The following is a 17,316-nucleotide window of genomic DNA, read 5'->3' as shown; positions in this document are numbered from 1 at the left end:
TTTTATGAAGCTAAGTTTGAATGACTCCGGGATTGAACTTTTTAATTTTTGAAAAAGCCGATGCTTTGATGCCGGTAATGATCCAATCGCGGGTTTGTCGAGGATCAATGATGGCATCAACCCATAATCGGGCAGCCGCATAATAGGGGCTCGTCTGTTTGGTGTAACGATCATTGATCTCATCGAAGATTTGTTTTTCATCTTGCTCACTTAATGGTTGGCCTTTGGATTTTAAAGCGCTGACTTGTATTTGTGTGAGTACTTTAGCAGCCTGAGAACCGCCCATGACGGCAATTTTAGCGCTTGGCCAGGCAACGATGAATCGTGGATCGTATGCTTTTCCGCACATGGCGTAATTTCCGGCTCCGTAAGAATTTCCGATGATGACAGAAAACTTAGGCACAGTTGAATTTGAAACTGCATTGACCATTTTTGCTCCATCTTTGATAATGCCTCCATGTTCAGAACGCGTTCCGACCATAAATCCGGTGACATCGTGTAGAAACACCAGAGGAATCTTTTTTTGGTTGCAGTTTAGAATAAAACGAGTGGCTTTATCTGCGGAGTCCGAGTAAATCACACCACCCATTTGCATTTCCCCCTTGGCTGATTTAACGATTCTCCGGTCATTTGCAACGATCCCGACAGAATATCCACCAATTTGTGCATACGCACAAAGTATGGTTTTGCCGTATTCCTTTTTGTAATAAGTAATAGAGTCCGCATCGGCAATACAATCGATGATCTCACTCATGTTGTATGGTTTTAAACCATCTGACGGATAGATTCTTAAAAGATCTTCGGAAGATCTGGAAGGAGCTGATATTGTTTTAAGTTCAAAGTTGGCCTGTTCTTTCAGGCTTATCTTATCGACGAGTTTCCTGATGGTTTCGAGGCATTCTTTATCGTCTTTCATTTTGTAATCGGTGACCCCAGAAATTTCACAATGGGTCACTGCGCCTCCAAGGGTTTCCTGATCGACATCCTCGCCAATAGCTGCCTTGACCAGATAGGGCCCGGCAAGAAATATTGAACCGGTTTTTTCGACAATCAAGGCTTCATCTGACATGATCGGCAGGTAAGCGCCACCTGCCACACAACTCCCCATGATGGCTGCTATCTGTGGAATTCCTTTTGATGATAAAATGGCATTATTCCTGAAAATCCTTCCAAAATTTTCTTTGTCGGGAAAAATTTCATCCTGCAATGGCAAAAACACACCTGCACTATCGACAAGATAAATAATAGGAATGTGATTCTCTAATGCGATCTCCTGTGCTCTTAAGTTTTTTTTGCCGGTGATCGGAAACCAGGCACCGGCTTTTACCGTAGCGTCATTCGCAACAATGATGCAAAGTTTCTGATGAATGTAGCCAAGGACTACAATTACTCCGGCAGCCGGACAGCCTCCGTACTCAGCATACATTTCATATCCGGCCAGGGCACCAATTTCATATTGCGGACTGTCGTTGTCGAGCAAATAGCTGACCCTTTCTCTTGCGGTAAGCTTTCCGTCTGCCCTTTGTGCTTCGAGTTTTTTAATTCCGCCTCCTTCTTTTATTTTGTCGAGAATGCGTTCCAGTTTGCCTAATGCAAGTTTAAACTGGTCTTCATTCTGATTGCTTGGTATGTGCTCCATCCGGGTTTGCTTTTTTTAGGCCGCTAAGGTCAGTACTTATTGAATCGGTAAGGGTATTTTCCTTCGTATTTTTCGTAGAATCCGTTGAGCAATACATTTCTGTCTGCATTTCGGAGTTCCTCTAACAACTCATCTGAATTTCGGACAGTATTTCCATTCACAGATGTAATGATGTAATTCGGAGCCATATTTGTTTGGGCAATGATGCTGTTTTCATAAATACTCAGCACTTTAACCCCGGATGATTTTAATGCGGATTTTTCCTCTGCAGTCAGGTCCCTGACTTCCATTCCCAAATCCAGAAAATCTTTGTCGCGACGAGTTGTAATGAGGCTGGTGGTATTGGCTTGATTTTTTAAAACAGCTTCAGTGAGGTAGTTTTTTGCATTGCGCCAGTATTCGATTTTGATTTTGGAACCAGGTCGCAAACGGCCAATGATTTCCTGTAATTCAGGGACTGTTTTTATGGCTCTGTTGTTGATTGAAATGATGATGTCTTCGGGTTTTAAACCGGCTAAATCGGCTGCACCATTTTTAGTGGTGTTGCTGATAAAAACACCTTTTATAGAGCTCAGGCCATATAGTTTTGCACGTTCGCTGTTTACCTCCTCTATGACGACTCCCAACAAACCTCTTTGAACGGTTCCAAAGTCTTTAAGATCGAGCACCACCTTTTGGACCAGATTGGAAGGAATGGAAAAAGAGTAACCTTCGTAACGGCCAGTCTGACTGAGAATGGCGGTGTTGATCCCGATCAGTTTACCGGAGGTATTCACCAAAGCACCACCACTGTTGCCGGGGTTGACCGCAGCATCGGTTTGGATAAACGATTCAATCCGGTATTGCTGATTGTTGAGTATGTTGATGTTTCTGGCTTTTGCCGAGATGATTCCTGCTGTAACGGTGGACTGCAACCTGAGTGGGTTTCCAACGGCAAGTACCCATTCGCCAACAAGACTGGAATCGGAATTTCCAAATTCTAAGTATGGTAAATCGGAATCTTCTACTTTGAGCAAGGCTATATCTGTAGTTGGATCTGTTCCCACTAAACTTGCCTGGTATTCCCTGTTGTCATTAAGCAGCACCCGGATATACTGAGCATTTTCAACGACGTGGTTGTTGGTGACGATGTACCCATCCGGACTGATAATCACCCCGGAGCCCGTTGCCTGAGCCTTTTTTGGCATGAAGAAAAAAGGATCCTCATTTTCCATGGCAGATTCGATGTACACCACCGAAGGCGTAGACAGCGATGCTGCATGTACAAAACTTGGTAAGTTTTGTACCAGATAAGGGTTGGAGGTCGTAAGCCCCGAAGCCAGGGTAGGACTGGCTGCAGGATCGTTTGAAACCATCGTTTCGCCCGTTAAAGTTTTAAACGAATCTTTGAAAGATTGAAAATAAAGATGAACTCCTCCAAAACTCAACAGTATGGAAGCCAAAATCGTTATTATGCTAGTTTTTAATGACATACGTATACTATAATTAATTAATATTTAAAACTAATGCAAAAACTGTGCCTTGAGCGCAGGAATCTGTATTCTTGTTGTATGAAACGCATAATCCCTTTCGAAAAATATGAAGCCAGCGGTAATGATTTTGTGCTTTTTGATTTTTTTGAAAAGGAATGGTTTGATTTAAAAGACCATGCGCTGGTGTACAAACTCTGCCAAAACCATTTTGGAATTGGAGCCGATGGCTTACTGGTTTTGAGACCTCATGAAGCATATGATTTCGAAATGGTTTATTACAATGCAGATGGTAATCTATCCAGCTTCTGTGGCAATGGGAGCCGCGCTTCAATTGCCTACATGGCTAACAAACAAAACAAATCCGAATTAAGTTTTATTGCCATGGATGGTGCACATCAAGGCCTGGTAAATGAGGATACAGTCTCCGTGCGCATGAAGGATATTGATGGATTCGAAAAACACGAGTTTGGGATTTTTATCGACAGCGGTTCTCCTCATTTGATCATCGAGGTTCAAGATCCTTTCCATTGCGATATCGATAATGAGGGCAGGCGTTTGCGAAAATTGTATGATCCGCAGGGAGTTAACGTCAACTTTGTGCAATGGGGTCCGGATAAAATCACAATGGCTACTTATGAGCGCGGTGTCGAAGCTGAAACACTGGCTTGTGGAACCGGGGTTACCGCTGCAGCCTATTATGCAAGTGTGCTCGATAATTCAAATGGCTTTAAATTGAAAAAAATAGAAACCAAAGGAGGAAAATTGGAGCTTAGTCTGGAACTGAATGGACTGCAGGCAAGCAATATTTGGCTGACAGGTCCTGCAACAAAGGTTTTCAGCGGATTCTATTACCTATAATTCGCCCAACTCCAGATTTAACAAAGCGGATTTGAGTTCAGATAGAGCATGTAAATCATTGGCCAGCTGTGCTTTAGAAATCCCCTGGCGATAAATGATCATAGCTTTTTCGTTTTTTTCGAGTGTTTCATACAATTTACCCAGGTGATAGTAAAGCCCCAAATAATCGGGATCGCTTTTCAAAATTGATAAATAGGATTCATGGGCCTTTTCCAGGTCTGCTATATTTTCGTATTCTTTGGCCAGGGCAAATTTTAAAAATGAACTTCCTGGCTCGTCCTTCAATAAATTTAGCAACTGATATAAACGGTTCATACCTTAGTCTTCCAAGCTATTAGCTGTAAATATATATATTTGCGCAAAATAGATAGATTGTGAATTTTTTAGTTTGCATTAGTAAAACTGCAGATACGACTTCGAAAATTGCATTCGATGCCGAAGGCAAACGGTTCAGTGAAGAAGGTGTACAGTTTATATTAAACCCATATGACGAATGGTATGGATTAGTGAGAGCGATTGAACTGAGAGATCAATTGGGCGGAAAAGTAGATGTCATTCATGTTGGGGGCGCAGCATCTGAAATTTTAATCCGGAAGGCGCTTGCCATCGGAGCCGATGCTGCTTATCGCATCGATGACGAAGCAACCAATGCATGGTCTGTTGCAACTCAGATCTCAGAGTTCGCCAAAGGTAAAAATTACGACATCATTTTTACCGGAAAGGAAACCATAGATTACAACAATGCTGAAGTAGGTGCTATGATTTCTGAATTTCTGGACATTCCGTTTATATCGCTGTGCATGAAGTTGGATGTTGCAGATCAGCAGGCAAATTGTTCCTGCGAATCTGAAGGGGGTTATCTCAATCTGGCAGTAGAATTGCCTGTGGTCATATCAGCAGCAAAGGGGCTGGCCGAACAAAAAATTCCCAACATGAAAGGAATTATCGATGCCAAGAAAAAACCACTTGAGCTTATACCGGCTGTTCCAGTTTCGCAAAAAACAGAACTTTTGCAATATGAAGTTCCCGAAGGAAAAAAGGGAGTGCAAATGATAGATCCTGCAAACATCGACGAAATGGTTGCGTTATTTAAAAATGAATTAAAAATAATTTAGTCAGATCATGATATTGGTCATTTGTGAATCAAAGTCCGGGAAATTAAGCAAGAATAGTGCTGAAGCGCTAAGTTTCGGCAGCGATCTTAGTCAAGCCACAGGGAAACCATTGAATGCGCTGATTCCTTCAAATTTGGAAGCGGAAGAATTAAAATATTTTCAACTCCATAAAATTTTCAGATTCCAGGCTTCCGTTGCAATACATGCCGACAATTATGCCAGGTTGATCAGCAGTGTTTGCTCGCAGGTAAATCCCGGCATTTTGTTGTTGAGTAATAATTCTCTGGGAAAAGCCCTGGGTGGAAAATTGGCTGTGAAATTGCAATATGGTCTGCTCAGCAATGTTGTAAATTTTAAGTGGTCGGAAGGTAAATTGCAATTCCGCAAATCGGTCTTTTCAGGAAAAGCTTTTGCCATGTATAGCGGTGAAACTTTACCTGTTATAATTTCGTTATTACCCAATGCCTATGGCGTCAGGAAAAGTGCTGAGGGATTCCAGAATCCGGTTGAGGATCTTTCACATACTTTAACTGAATCCAGAATTAAAATTGTGGAATGGGTGCAGGCAAAAGGTAAAACGCCTTTGACGGAAGCTGATGTAGTCGTATCCGGAGGCCGTGGGTTAAAAGAAGCTGTTCATTTTAAAATGATAGAAGAACTAGCAGATTTGCTGAATGCAGGAACCGCTTGTTCGCGCCCGGTAGCCGATGCCGGCTGGAGACCTCACCACGAACACGTAGGTCAAACGGGTACAGCCATTCGGCCAAAAGTTTATATCGCCATAGGAATTTCCGGAGCCATACAGCATCTTGCAGGTGTTAATAATTCAAAGAAAATTATTGTCATCAATAAAGATGCAGAAGCTCCTTTTTTTAAAGCCGCTGATTATGGAATTTGTGGGGATTTGTTCGATGTGGTTCCGAAATTAATAGAGGCTTTAAAAAATAGCAAATAAAAGTAAGATGCCAAATCAGGACAATAAACTTATAGAACTCGAAATTATCGCACTTTCGCATAGTGTGACCCAATCGCAGAACTATGCGATTGTTCTGGGCGAACTCGAAGGCAACAGGAGATTGCCTATTGTCATTGGCGGTTATGAAGCCCAGGCTATAGCAGTGGTTTTAGAGCGCATGACTCCCAACAGACCACTTACTCACGACTTGTTTAAAAATACACTGTCTTCATTTGGAATTGAAATCAAAGAAATCATCATCAGCAATCTTGTCGATGGAATATTTTACTCTCAGCTGATATGCGAAAAGGATGGAGAAATTTTAAAAATTGATTCTCGTACTTCGGATGCACTTGCTTTGGCAGTAAGGTTTGACAGTCCCATTTTTACATATGAATTTATCATGGATGCTGCAGGGGTAGTGCTCGAAGAATCAGAAGAAGAAGTTGTCAAAAAACCAATTCGGAAAGATGAACCTCTAAAATCATTCAACAGTTACAGTACCCAGGAATTGGAAGCATTGTTGAAAAAAGTATTGGAAGAGGAAAACTACGAAAAGGCTGCTCACATTCGAGATGAACTGAATCGTCGCAAGTAAATATATCTTCCTTATATTTTTAGATGTTCCAGTGCTGGAATCAGTCTGTCCATCATTTCATCCGTGATATCCAAATGCGTTACAAATCTCACTTTGTGTGTTCCGAATCCATGTGCAACAATGTGTTGTGCTTTCAATATTTCCAGAAATTTTTGTGCAGGACAAGCATCAACCAATTCAAATATAAGGATGTTGGTAAAAACCGGTTTGATTGATGATACATATTCGCATTTTTTCAAACAGGCTTCGATTTGTTTTGCTTTTTTGTGATCATCCTTTAATCTGTCGATGTGATAGTCCAATGCATAAATCCCTGCTGCGGCTAATAAGCCCGATTGTCTCATCCCTCCACCCATGACTTTTCTGATTCTTCTGCACAACGCTATAAAAGATTGGCTTCCTAACAATACAGAGCCCACCGGCGCACCTAAGCCTTTTGACAAGCAGACAGAAACTGAATCGCAAAGCGAACCCACATCTTTGGACGTATAACCACCTTCCAGCATGGCATTGTAGATCCTTGCTCCATCCATATGGAGTTTAAGCTTGTTTGTTTTGCAACATTTTGAAAGTTTTTCAATTTCGTCTAATGTGTAGAAATTTCCTCCGCTCCGATTGCCGGTATTTTCAACAACGACGAGTTTGCTTGTTGGAAACCAGTCAAAAACGGGTCTGATGTTCGAAGTGATAAGTTCGGGTGTAAGTTTTCCATCGCTGGATTGAACCGGGTTTACAGCAATTCCACTATGAAAAGCATAGCCTCCCACTTCAAATTGATAAACGTGACTGTTGACTTCACAAATCATTTCGTCCAGTGGAGAGGTATGAGCTTTGATCGCAATTTGATTGGTCATAGTCCCCGAAGGACAAAACAGTCCGGACTCCATGCCAAAATCTGATGCTAAACGTTCTTCAAGTGCACGCACCGTTGGGTCTTCACCAAATACATCATCACCGGTCTGGGCTTGGATCATGAATTGGAGCATTTCCCTGGTAGGCTGCGTAATGGTATCGCTGATCAGATTGATCGTTTGAGTTGACATATCGTACATTAAGAATGCTAAAATTCCAAAGTTATAGAAATAGCAAGTTCCTTTGAAATTATTTTAATAACGATGGTATAAAACAGAAGCTGTACAGAAGAATTATAAAACTGAAAAAAATAAATTTGCTTAAGAATTAGACTTAGTGTGAACTGAACCGGTATCCATTGCCGGAGATGACATTATACCCGACCAGATTGCTGTATTTGGTTGAAATGTTTTTAAAGAAATTTTCCATTTCCGTGTCGTTCCACTTATGGGTGTAATAAAAATTGCGATATGTTCCGGCAAAGCCTGGATTATAAGTCAGAAACACCTGATTGTTTTCTTTGATGATGAAATAGGAATAATATCCCTTGGGCAACCAGTTTGTATAGCAATCAAACTCGAGATCCTTGATGAAATTTTGCAACATGATCTCGTTGGTTGGATCTGAACCGATAGGATAAACGTATCCCCAGACTAAATTTTGCGGTACTTTAAAAGTCCATGGATATTTAAGCTGCAATCCCTGACCTTCGACGATATCCAACACATACTCTTTTGGAGTTTCATGAAGCAGAGCTTTGATATGGCTTGCATCACCAAGCTCAATGGAAATATTCAAGGTGTCGCTAAAGGAAGGAAGTGCAATCCTGCTTTTTAATTCGAAGACCTTCTGAATGCAGTCATTTGCTTTATAGGAATCGAAAATCTTGATCTGAACAGCATTGTCGCCAGAAGTGATCTCGTAAACCAAAGAATCCGATTGGCAATAAGCAGAGTTAATGGAGGACAGTTCGAGGTAAAGCTCCCGGTTGCCATTTTCCAGAATTTCTTCCTGGAGAGTGGCATAAAACTCCGAAGGAATTTTTACAAAGTTTTCTTCGGGTTTGGTACAACCCATCATCACTAAAAACCCCAATAAAATCAGGCTATTTCTCATAAAATCTTCTCTAAATGTAACGTTTTTTATTCAGGAATGCTGCTTGAGATCATATGGAATTACCAAACAAAGCGTTAATACTTGTTAATCAACGGGTTTTAAAGCTAATTTGATTTCCGGGAAGCTAATTTTTCTTCAAAATACTGGAAATGCCTGCAAATATTCAGGTAATTTCGCGCAGTTTTTCAATTATGGACCATATCAGGAATTTTTGTGTTATTGCTCACATAGACCACGGAAAAAGCACCCTTTCCGACAGGCTATTGGAATTTACGAAAACCATTTCTACGCGGGATATGCAAAATCAGGCACTCGATGATATGGATTTGGAAAGGGAAAGGGGTATTACCATAAAAGCCCACGCGATTCAATTGCAATATGAGCACACCGATGGTAAAACCTACACTTTAAACTTAATAGACACACCGGGACACGTCGATTTTTCGTACGAAGTTTCGCGCTCTATTGCAGCTTGCGAAGGCGCTCTTCTTTTGGTCGATGCTACTCAGGGCATACAAGCACAAACCATCTCCAATCTTTACATGGCCATCGAACATAACCTGGAGATCATCCCCATACTGAATAAGATCGATATGGAGAGTGCCATGGTCGATCAGGTTAGCGAGCAAGTGATCGATCTCATTGGTTGTGATAAATCAGATATTGTTTTGGCAAGCGGAAAAACGGGGCAGGGCGTTGAAGATATTCTCAAAGCAATTGTCGACCGGATTCCACACCCAAAAGGCGATCCGGCCGGTCCTTTGCAGGCTTTGATATTTGATTCGGTTTTTAATTCGTTCAGAGGGATCATCATTTATTACCGGATCCTCAATGGAAGCTTGCAAAAAGGGGAGAAAGTGCGATTTTTTAACGCTGGAAAAGATTACGATGCCGAAGAAATTGGAGTGCTCAAGATGAGCTTATTGCCAAAGCCTAATCTGGGTTGCGGAGATGTTGGATATATTATCACGGGAATCAAAGATGCCAAAGATGTAAAAGTAGGGGATACCATTACGAAAGTAAATAATCCTTGCAAAGAAGCCATTAAAGGATTTGAGGAAGTAAAACCCATGGTATTTGCCGGAATCTATCCGGTCGAAAATGAGTATTTTGAAGATTTGCGGGACAGTTTGGAAAAACTGCAATTGAATGATTCTTCACTTATCTACGAACCGGAAACTTCGCTTGCTCTTGGATTTGGGTTTCGATGCGGATTCCTCGGCATGCTCCACCTCGAGATCATTCAGGAAAGACTTTCCAGAGAATTCAATCAGGAAGTCATCACTACGGTGCCCAACGTTTCCTACCATGCGAAGACCACCCGTGGTGAATTTCTGATCATCAATACACCCAATGACCTGCCCGAACCGAATTTCCTGGAATACGTCGAAGAACCCTATATTTCAGCACAGATCATCACCAAGCCGGAGTATATAGGCGCTATTATAAAACTGTGCATGGATAAACGCGGTATTCTTACAAAACAACACTATCTGACTACAGACCGCGTTGAGCTGATGTTTGAAATGCCGCTGGCTGAAATCGTATTTGATTTTTACGACCGTCTGAAATCTTCCACAAGAGGATATGCCTCTTTTGATTACCATCCTTTGGATTACCGAAAATCCGATCTCGTAAAATTGGACATAAAACTGAACGGAGACAACGTGGATGCCCTTACGGCATTGGTGCATCGAAGTAAGGCTGAATCCGTGGGGAGGAGGATGTGTTCCAAGCTAAAAGAAATATTACCCAAACATCAGTTTGTCATTGCAATCCAGGCAGCGATCGGCGGTAAAATTATTGCACGGGAGACGATCAGCGCCATGAGAAAAGATGTTACTGCCAAATGTTATGGAGGAGATATATCAAGAAAGCGCAAGCTTCTGGAAAAGCAGAAAGAAGGCAAGAAGAAAATGCGCCAGATTGGTACCATAGACGTTCCTCAGAAGGCTTTTCTGGATGTATTGAAACTCGACGAATAAACTAACAAGTGTTAGTATTGGATTTCGAAACTGGAAAACTTAAAGTTTCACAAGTTTAAATTGTTGCATTGCAATTCCTGTTTTGACCATAAGGTAATAAGGTCCAGCAGCGATTTCGCTAAGGTCAATGTAACTATCGGCCTCAATTAATTTCCGGGTCAAAATTTGATTTCCCTGAAAATTAAAGAGCCTGATCTCCATCCAGGGTACCTCCGCAGATCCTTTTACATGGATACCCGTTGTAAATGGATTTGGCTGGATCCGTATGGTCCGCAGGTCTTTTTCTTCAGTTGAGATGATGAGTTTGACGACATAGGGGCCAAAAATGAATTCACAACCATCCTTAAATAGTTTTACGTAATAGAGATCTGCGGGTAAATCCTGGCCATTTGTGCTGATTACCTGTCCCGTTCGGTCCAGGATTTGGATGGAATCGTAAGTCGTTGGATAAATCGTCAAACTTCCATTTTGAAGTTCGATCTGGTCTGTGGTGACTACAGAATCGAGGGTATATATTGAATCCGGATAGCTCACGGATTGTTCTACGTTTACCGCACAACCCGTTGTGTCAAACAAATAAGATTTAATGGAGTCAGGTCTGTTGGTCGAAGAAATCACCAGACTGTCTGTCAGTACAACTATGGTATCAGTTTGGTTGATATAGACCATTCTGGATTTATTTTTGTTTTCAAAGGAAAACACATGCATGGCCTTATCGCCGTAGCACTTTTCAAAATAAAAACTGTCTAAAGCAAGGGTGAGTGGATTGATGACATTTACCTGAAGTTTGGCAGTGGAGCTGTTGTTGTTCTGATCTTCGGCAAAAAATTCCAAGACAGAAATTCCAACCGGAAACAAGTCACCGCTTTTGGGTCCGGCAGTTTGTTCAAATCTTTTAATTCCGCATGCATCCATGGCATCAAATACCGGAACTACTATATTGCAGTGGCTGAAGCTTGTGTCCTGCCAAATTGAAATCATTGGTTTGAATGTGTCCAATATGGTGATCTGAATCGTGTCGAAGGATTTGTTTCCAAATTGGTCCTGTGCACTGAGAAAATAGTCAGTCGTACCGACATTCGAGCAGCTAAAGCTATCTTGATTGATAGCTAATGCAGGAGTTGCATCGCAGTTGTCTGAAAGATTGCTTACGAAATCCCTTGCCTGGATAGAGGCATTTCCATGGATATCGAGATAAACAGTTCCATTTTTACCAATCAATATCGGTGAAATGGTGTCCTGGCTGGTTAGTGTGTAGGATTTCACAATTGCACAATTCTTTGCATCGGTTATTGTGATCGTATAACCGCCGGTAGTTTTGTTTAAAATTGAAGCTGTTGTTTCTCCGGAACTCCATTTGTATTTATATGGTGGGGTGGCGCCGGTTACTAACACTTGTATGGTCCCGCTCGAGTCATCCGGGCACAAAGGATTCATAAATTGCAGTTCTTCTATGGCATAATTTTCGGGTTGTAAAATTTCAAAAGTGCTGTTGTCCTGACAATTTTTAGAATCTGTCACGGTAACTCCATACATACCTGCACTGAGGTTGTTGCCTGAGCCCGATGAATATATAAACGTATAGGGTGGGGTGCCCCCGAATGCATTGACTGTTGCACTTCCATCGCGTCCACCCGGGCAGGTTACATGCCTGGTAATTTGCACTACATGGGTAAGCAATGGAGGTTGTGTAATCGTCGTGCTTGCAGTAGCCGTTGCAGCGGAATTATCTGTAACGGTAACAATATACGCACCAGCTGATAGTCCGGTGACTGGATTATCGGAACTTCCGTTAGACCACTCGTAAGTATATGGAGGATTTCCTCCGGTTGCCGAAGCCGTTGCTGTTCCGTCGGATTCGCCAAAACAACTCACATTGGTTTTAGTTGGGATGGATGCCATAAGTGGATTTCCACCACCAACTATGGTTCCTGAAAAACTTGAGTTAATAACAGCATCCCCACTTGAAGACCCTGTATTATTGACCATGTTTCCGGCAAAATAAAAATTGACAGTGGTACCGTTTGGTCCGTTGGGTGATGTCCATTCAAAATTCCAGGATACAGTCCCACCAGAAACTGCTTTAGGCCCCCGTTGATCCAGGTATTCGCGGCCGGCAAAAAATGAAGTTCCGGTTTCGCCATTTGTGCTTGTCAGATTTCCGTTATTCTGATTTGATTGATTAACAACAACCACTTGAAAACCTGCTGCAGGTGGGGAACCACTGGTAACGTCGATGGTCACCGTTACCGGGTACGTTGTATTGGGGTCTATCATACTCGGGATGCCATCGATGGTGATATTTCCCTGATAACTACCTCCACCGTGACAATTTGAACAAATACCATCAAAAGGGGCGCCTGTATTCCCATCGGGTGCATTGCCAGAAGAAGCCAGCAAAATGATACTGATAAGGATACCACTTGGGTAAATCCATTTTTTCTGAATTGATGTTTTCAAAGTAGCTGATATTTAGAACAATATTAGCTGATTTACGAAACAAGATGAAAACTTTAACTCAGATGAGTCAGAATTTTAACTTAACAGTTGAGGAGATTTGGAAAAAAGAGATTCTACAAAGGCCTTTTTATTGAAAACTTGAAGCTGTTCTATTCCCTCGCCAACTCCAATATACCGGATAGGAATATGAAACTGATCGGAAATTCCAAGGGCAACTCCTCCTTTGGCAGTTCCATCGAGTTTAGTTAGAATGAGCCCTGTTAATTCTGCACTTTTACTAAATTGTTTGCATTGTTCAATTGCGTTTTGTCCGGTGGTAGCATCCAGGACAAGTAAAACTTCGTGAGGTGCACCGGGAATCGATTTGGCAATGCTTCGGTTAATTTTTGAAAGTTCTGCCATCAGGTTAATTTTGGTGTGTAACCTGCCGGCGGTATCGATGATAGCGATATCGATTTCGTTTTGAAGTGCATATTGACATGCTTCATAGGCAACTGCAGATGGGTCAGCGCCCATTCCTTTTGAAAAGAAATGACAGGACACTCTTTCACTCCAAATTTTGAGCTGGTCTTCAGCCGCAGCCCTGAACGTATCTCCAGCGGCAATCATCACTTTTTTACCAAGCTTTGTAAATTGGAATGCCAATTTGCCGATTGAAGTCGTCTTTCCAACACCGTTTACACCAACAACAAGAATGATATGAGGCCTGGATTTTCCTGTATTAAAATCTTCCAGATCTACCGTTGAATTTTCAGTAAGGAGTGCGGTGATTTCTTCCTTTAGAATTTCAATGACTTCCCCATAATCAAAGAATTTATCCTTTCCAACCCGGGCTTCCAGTCGATCGATGATCTTAATTGTGGTTTCAAGTCCGACGTCTGAACTAATTAATATCGATTCGAGTTCGTCCAGAAATTCTGCATCAATTTTACTCTTGCCAACCAGGGTCCTGGCTAATTTTCCCAAAAGGCCTTCTTTGGTCTTATGGAGGCCCTTTTGCAAATCCTGCTCTCGTTCTTTGTTGAAAAATTTATCGAAGAATCCCATTCGGTTATACTGCAAATAAAAAAAGAAGCCCTCTTGTATGAAAGCTTCTCTTCAAGATGTAAAATAGATCTTTTTAATTATTTAGATTGTTCGAAGAACTCCTTCACTTTGTCTTTGTGAACGATCATTTCTTTATATGTGTATTTGCCGGTGACCGGGTCTTTAATGGATTTGATCACTTTTACATGATCCCTTCCGGAACCTGCGTTCGCTGCCCTTTGGGCAACACGGGCGTTTTTTGATACTTTAGCCATGATTACTTAATTTCTTTGTGAACCGTATATTTCTTTAAGATCGGATTGTATTTTTTTAACTCAATCCTGTCAGGAGTATTTTTTTTGTTTTTCTCGCTGATGTATCGCGAAGTACCTGGAAGACCACTGTTTTTGTGCTCAGTACATTCGAGAATGATTTGTTGCCTGTTACCTTTTGCCTTCTTTGCCATAATTCTATCCTTAAGCTTTTTTAGCCAATTTTTTGATATATGCGTATAATCCTAATTTATCTACCGTCCGGAGTGCTTTAGCCGTTATTTTGAGTTGGATCCACTCACCGGTTTCCGGTACATAAAATGACTTTTTCTGAAGATTTGGGTTAAATCTTCTCCTTGTTTTGCGGTTGGAATGTGAGACGTTATTTCCATACTGTGGCCTCACACCGGTTAATTCACATACTTTAGACATACGTTTATCTTAAAACTTGTTAATCAATGGTGACTCCGTAAGGATTCAAACCTTAAACCTCCTGATCCGTAGTCAGGTGCTCTATTCAGTTGAGCTACGGAGCCCTATTCAAAATAGAGCGCAAAATTATAAAAATAAATACAAAATATAGAGCTAAATTTTAAGGAAACTCTCTGAGTATTCTGTTCCTTCACCTTCTATTAACAGATAATAAATGCCAGAGGCCCAGTCGCTGAAGTCAAATTCAAAGCTTGACGGCGAGTCCGGGCTGTATTTTAAATTCTTACAATACAGATTTTGACCTAATGCATTGAAAATGTACAATTTATAATTTCCAAAAGCATCTGGGGAGAAATTCAGGACGTACATTCCGCTCCCAAATGTTGATTTGAACCCAATTTTTGGTTTCAATAAGCTGTCCAGTTTACAATAGTTATTCAATTTTTCCAGTGCTTTTAAGGCATTTAGCCTTTTTCCGGTACTGGTAATTCCCTTGAGTCCATCGAGGTCATCGCCGCTGGTCAGGATAATGGATCTTAGCACTTGTGCAGCTAACTCCGGTTGGCTGGCATGCAACTGACTTAATTTCGGGCAAAACTGGTACAACAGAGAAACGGTACCGGCCACATGAGGGCTGGAAAACGAGGTTCCCGACTCTTCAGTGAGTACACCTCCAAGATTGTTCATCAGAATTTCTTCTCCGCATGCTCCAAGGTCTACATGTGTAACATTATACCCCGATTCAAAGACTTTCTGATCAAACCGGTTGGTGTTGGTGACGTTTATTAAATATTCGCTCGGGCATAGGCCGGGAATGTCGCCTACGATGCCAATGTCCTCATTTTCATTGATGGTGGCCACGACATTGAGGATTCCGGTTTTGCCCAGGCTGTCATAAACCTGGCAAATTAAAGGCAGATCCGCTGGAAATTGACCATTGAACCCAGCCGATAAATTGGTCCCAACAATGTAAGCTCCTTTTTGGCCACCTGAGCTGACATATTCCCGCTTCATGCGGATAAAATAATAATAGCATTTTAGCAATTGATCAGATGTTACAGCAGAACAAAGCAGGATCTTAATGTTTTGATTCGTACCGGTGATGCCCTTTTTGTTATTTCCCTTTGCACCAACGACTGAAATCACCTGGGTGCCGTGAGATTCGACAGGGTGATTGTCGCCTTCGGGAAAGGCCCGTGCGCTTAATCCATAATAATCATCCCTGTAGCCATTCTGATCTTCGTCAATCTGGTTTCCAGGGATCTCTTTGTAATTAACAAATATGTTCTCAATAAGGTCAGGCAATTTAAAGTCGAAACCAAAATCAATAACCCCGATCACCAGCGTATCGCCCAAAGGATTGAGTCCCAAATTTTTGAAGCACCAGACTTCATCGAATCGCATCAGGTCCATGCTGTACTGTGCGAAATAGGCACTGTCGTTTGGTGGGCAGCCTCTGGCGCGTAAAGGAACAATGGGCTGGTACGATTGAATAAACGATTGGTTATCTAACCATTGTCTGATATAAGATTCGGTAAACAACTCTGCGAAATACAAATTCAGCAACAAACTATCCGGTCGCAATGCTTCATAATGAGAAACAGGGCCATCATTACTTTCAAGAATAGTTTTAATTGTCGTATGAACACCTGTTTTCAATTGGACCGTGTAGCCAAGCTGACAAAAGGCAAATTGATTAAAGGAAAAACAAACGAGTAAAAAAGCGAGAGTCCTTCGGGTAATATTACTCATAGATTGAACGCATTTTCAATTTCAAGGCCTTAAGGTACGAAAAACTCTTTTCCATATAGCTTCCATACCATGAAAACATCCTTCCATCTACGATCAGACATTTACACGGGGAAAATTCCTGAAAATGCCTCGTTTTAAACGGATAGGGCTCACTGGACAGCAACAGATAATCTGGTTGTGCACTTCTTATATCTTCCATTTCAACAACCGGGTATCTGCTAAGATGTCCGAAAACATTGAACATTCCGGAGAGCTCCAGGATATGATGGATAAAGGTTTGTTTTGCTGCGACCATCCAGGGCTTTCGCCAGATCAGGTAGCTCACCGGTATCTGTCTGTTTATTTGTTCGTCCTTCAGGAATTCGCGTTGTTTCATTTCAATTTGATCAATCCAAAATTGAGCTTCCTGTCTGCGGTTACAAAGCATTCCAATATCCCGCATCATTTGATACATATCATTTAAGGATTCAACGTTTGATAAGTAAACAAAATGATGTTTTGAAAGCGCTAAGATGTCTTTTTCGGTATTTTCTTCCTTATTGGCTAAAATGAGGTCGGGTTTTAGCTCCAGGATTTTTTTGAGTGTGGGAGTTTTTGTTCCACCAACCAGATGTTGGGGAATAGCTTTGTCCGGTTGAGGGATGCAAAATTTTGTGATTCCAATTAAATTTAACCCGGGTTGAAGGTCCTGAACATACCAACTCAGGGAGGGTACCAGGGAAATTATTTTGGGGGCTGGAGGGAGGGCCAGATTTTCAGGAATTTTTCCCTGTTCGAGCAACAT

The 17,316-nt window shown here is 41.6% G+C and carries 17 protein-coding genes and 1 tRNA gene; 5 read left to right on the top strand and 13 right to left on the bottom strand.

Translation table 11 applies throughout. From position 1 onward, the window contains the following. Window positions 1-10: 10 nt before the first annotated feature. Entirely contained in the window at window positions 11-1,639 is a 1,629-nt protein-coding gene (locus IPM34_09330) for an acyl-CoA carboxylase subunit beta (protein MBK8955746.1), read from the bottom strand. 29 nt (window positions 1,640-1,668) lie between these two features. Next, window positions 1,669-3,111: a trypsin-like peptidase domain-containing protein gene (locus IPM34_09325; GenBank protein MBK8955745.1), complete on the bottom strand. Its 1,443-nt coding sequence runs from the start codon at window positions 3,109-3,111 to the stop codon at window positions 1,669-1,671. A gap of 78 nt (window positions 3,112-3,189) precedes the next feature. Between IPM34_09325 and dapF the strand changes: the two genes are divergently transcribed. Beyond that, complete coding sequence (dapF, locus tag IPM34_09320) at window positions 3,190-3,969, top strand: diaminopimelate epimerase (GenBank protein MBK8955744.1); 780 nt, start codon at window positions 3,190-3,192, stop codon at window positions 3,967-3,969. Here dapF and IPM34_09315 read toward each other — a convergent pair. Beyond that, window positions 3,964-4,284, bottom strand: coding sequence for a hypothetical protein (locus tag IPM34_09315; protein ID MBK8955743.1), 321 nt, complete (start codon window positions 4,282-4,284; stop codon window positions 3,964-3,966). The genes dapF and IPM34_09315 overlap by 6 nt on opposite strands. 59 nt (window positions 4,285-4,343) lie before the next feature. Here IPM34_09315 and IPM34_09310 point away from each other — a divergent pair, with 59 nt between their 5' ends. From IPM34_09310 to IPM34_09300, 3 genes are read left to right on the top strand one after another with little or no spacing between them, the layout of a single operon-like run. After that, window positions 4,344-5,084 carry an electron transfer flavoprotein subunit beta/FixA family protein gene (locus IPM34_09310; GenBank protein MBK8955742.1) on the top strand — a complete coding sequence of 247 codons (741 nt, stop codon included), beginning with the start codon at window positions 4,344-4,346 and terminating at the stop codon, window positions 5,082-5,084. A gap of 7 nt (window positions 5,085-5,091) precedes the next feature. Further along, on the top strand, window positions 5,092-6,039 hold the full coding sequence (locus tag IPM34_09305) for an electron transfer flavoprotein subunit alpha/FixB family protein (protein MBK8955741.1): 948 nt from the start codon (window positions 5,092-5,094) through the stop codon (window positions 6,037-6,039). A 7-nt stretch (window positions 6,040-6,046) separates the two neighbouring features. After that, window positions 6,047-6,637: a bifunctional nuclease family protein gene (locus tag IPM34_09300; GenBank protein MBK8955740.1), complete on the top strand. Its 591-nt coding sequence runs from the start codon at window positions 6,047-6,049 to the stop codon at window positions 6,635-6,637. 11 nt (window positions 6,638-6,648) lie between these two features. On the opposite strand, the gene IPM34_09295 is transcribed toward IPM34_09300, so the two are convergent. Together IPM34_09295 and IPM34_09290 are read right to left on the bottom strand one after the other, a co-directional pair. Beyond that, the gene (locus IPM34_09295) at window positions 6,649-7,680 is read right to left on the bottom strand and encodes a threonine aldolase (GenBank protein ID MBK8955739.1); all 1,032 of its coding nucleotides are present in this window, start codon (window positions 7,678-7,680) and stop codon (window positions 6,649-6,651) included. 142 nt (window positions 7,681-7,822) lie between these two features. Then, window positions 7,823-8,605 carry a hypothetical protein gene (locus tag IPM34_09290; GenBank protein ID MBK8955738.1) on the bottom strand — a complete coding sequence of 261 codons (783 nt, stop codon included), beginning with the start codon at window positions 8,603-8,605 and terminating at the stop codon, window positions 7,823-7,825. 191 nt (window positions 8,606-8,796) lie between these two features. Here IPM34_09290 and lepA point away from each other — a divergent pair, with 191 nt between their 5' ends. Then, on the top strand, window positions 8,797-10,590 hold the full coding sequence (lepA, locus tag IPM34_09285; GenBank protein ID MBK8955737.1) for an elongation factor 4: 1,794 nt from the start codon (window positions 8,797-8,799) through the stop codon (window positions 10,588-10,590). 39 nt (window positions 10,591-10,629) lie between these two features. On the opposite strand, the gene IPM34_09280 is transcribed toward lepA, so the two are convergent. The 8 genes from IPM34_09280 to IPM34_09245 all read right to left on the bottom strand — a co-directional run bounded on the left by IPM34_09280 (window position 10,630) and on the right by IPM34_09245 (window position 17,316). Beyond that, window positions 10,630-13,050, bottom strand: a complete 2,421-nt coding sequence (locus tag IPM34_09280; protein MBK8955736.1) for a T9SS type A sorting domain-containing protein — start codon at window positions 13,048-13,050, stop codon at window positions 10,630-10,632. Window positions 13,051-13,125: 75 nt separating this feature from the next. Further along, window positions 13,126-14,097 carry a signal recognition particle-docking protein FtsY gene (gene ftsY / locus IPM34_09275; GenBank protein ID MBK8955735.1) on the bottom strand — a complete coding sequence of 324 codons (972 nt, stop codon included), beginning with the start codon at window positions 14,095-14,097 and terminating at the stop codon, window positions 13,126-13,128. A 77-nt stretch (window positions 14,098-14,174) separates the two neighbouring features. Next, entirely contained in the window at window positions 14,175-14,351 is a 177-nt protein-coding gene (locus tag IPM34_09270) for a DUF4295 family protein (GenBank protein MBK8955734.1), read from the bottom strand. Window positions 14,352-14,353: 2 nt separating this feature from the next. Next, window positions 14,354-14,542: a 50S ribosomal protein L33 gene (rpmG, locus tag IPM34_09265; GenBank protein ID MBK8955733.1), complete on the bottom strand. Its 189-nt coding sequence runs from the start codon at window positions 14,540-14,542 to the stop codon at window positions 14,354-14,356. Between the two features lie 10 nt (window positions 14,543-14,552). Further along, the gene (rpmB, locus tag IPM34_09260; protein MBK8955732.1) at window positions 14,553-14,780 is read right to left on the bottom strand and encodes a 50S ribosomal protein L28; all 228 of its coding nucleotides are present in this window, start codon (window positions 14,778-14,780) and stop codon (window positions 14,553-14,555) included. A gap of 27 nt (window positions 14,781-14,807) precedes the next feature. After that, window positions 14,808-14,884, bottom strand: a tRNA-Arg gene (locus tag IPM34_09255). Between the two features lie 49 nt (window positions 14,885-14,933). After that, a complete protein-coding gene (locus IPM34_09250; GenBank protein MBK8955731.1) occupies window positions 14,934-16,532 on the bottom strand; it encodes a S8 family peptidase in 1,599 nt (532 codons plus the stop codon). Continuing rightward, window positions 16,525-17,316: an ABC transporter substrate-binding protein gene (locus IPM34_09245; GenBank protein ID MBK8955730.1), complete on the bottom strand. Its 792-nt coding sequence runs from the start codon at window positions 17,314-17,316 to the stop codon at window positions 16,525-16,527. Before IPM34_09245 ends, IPM34_09250 begins: the two co-directional genes overlap by 8 nt.

It is taken from the genome of Saprospiraceae bacterium (assembly GCA_016716185.1).
GTDB lineage: Bacteria > Bacteroidota > Bacteroidia > Chitinophagales > Saprospiraceae > Vicinibacter.
Note: the sequence above shows the minus strand (reverse complement) of the source record. Positions and strands in the feature narration are given on the sequence as shown.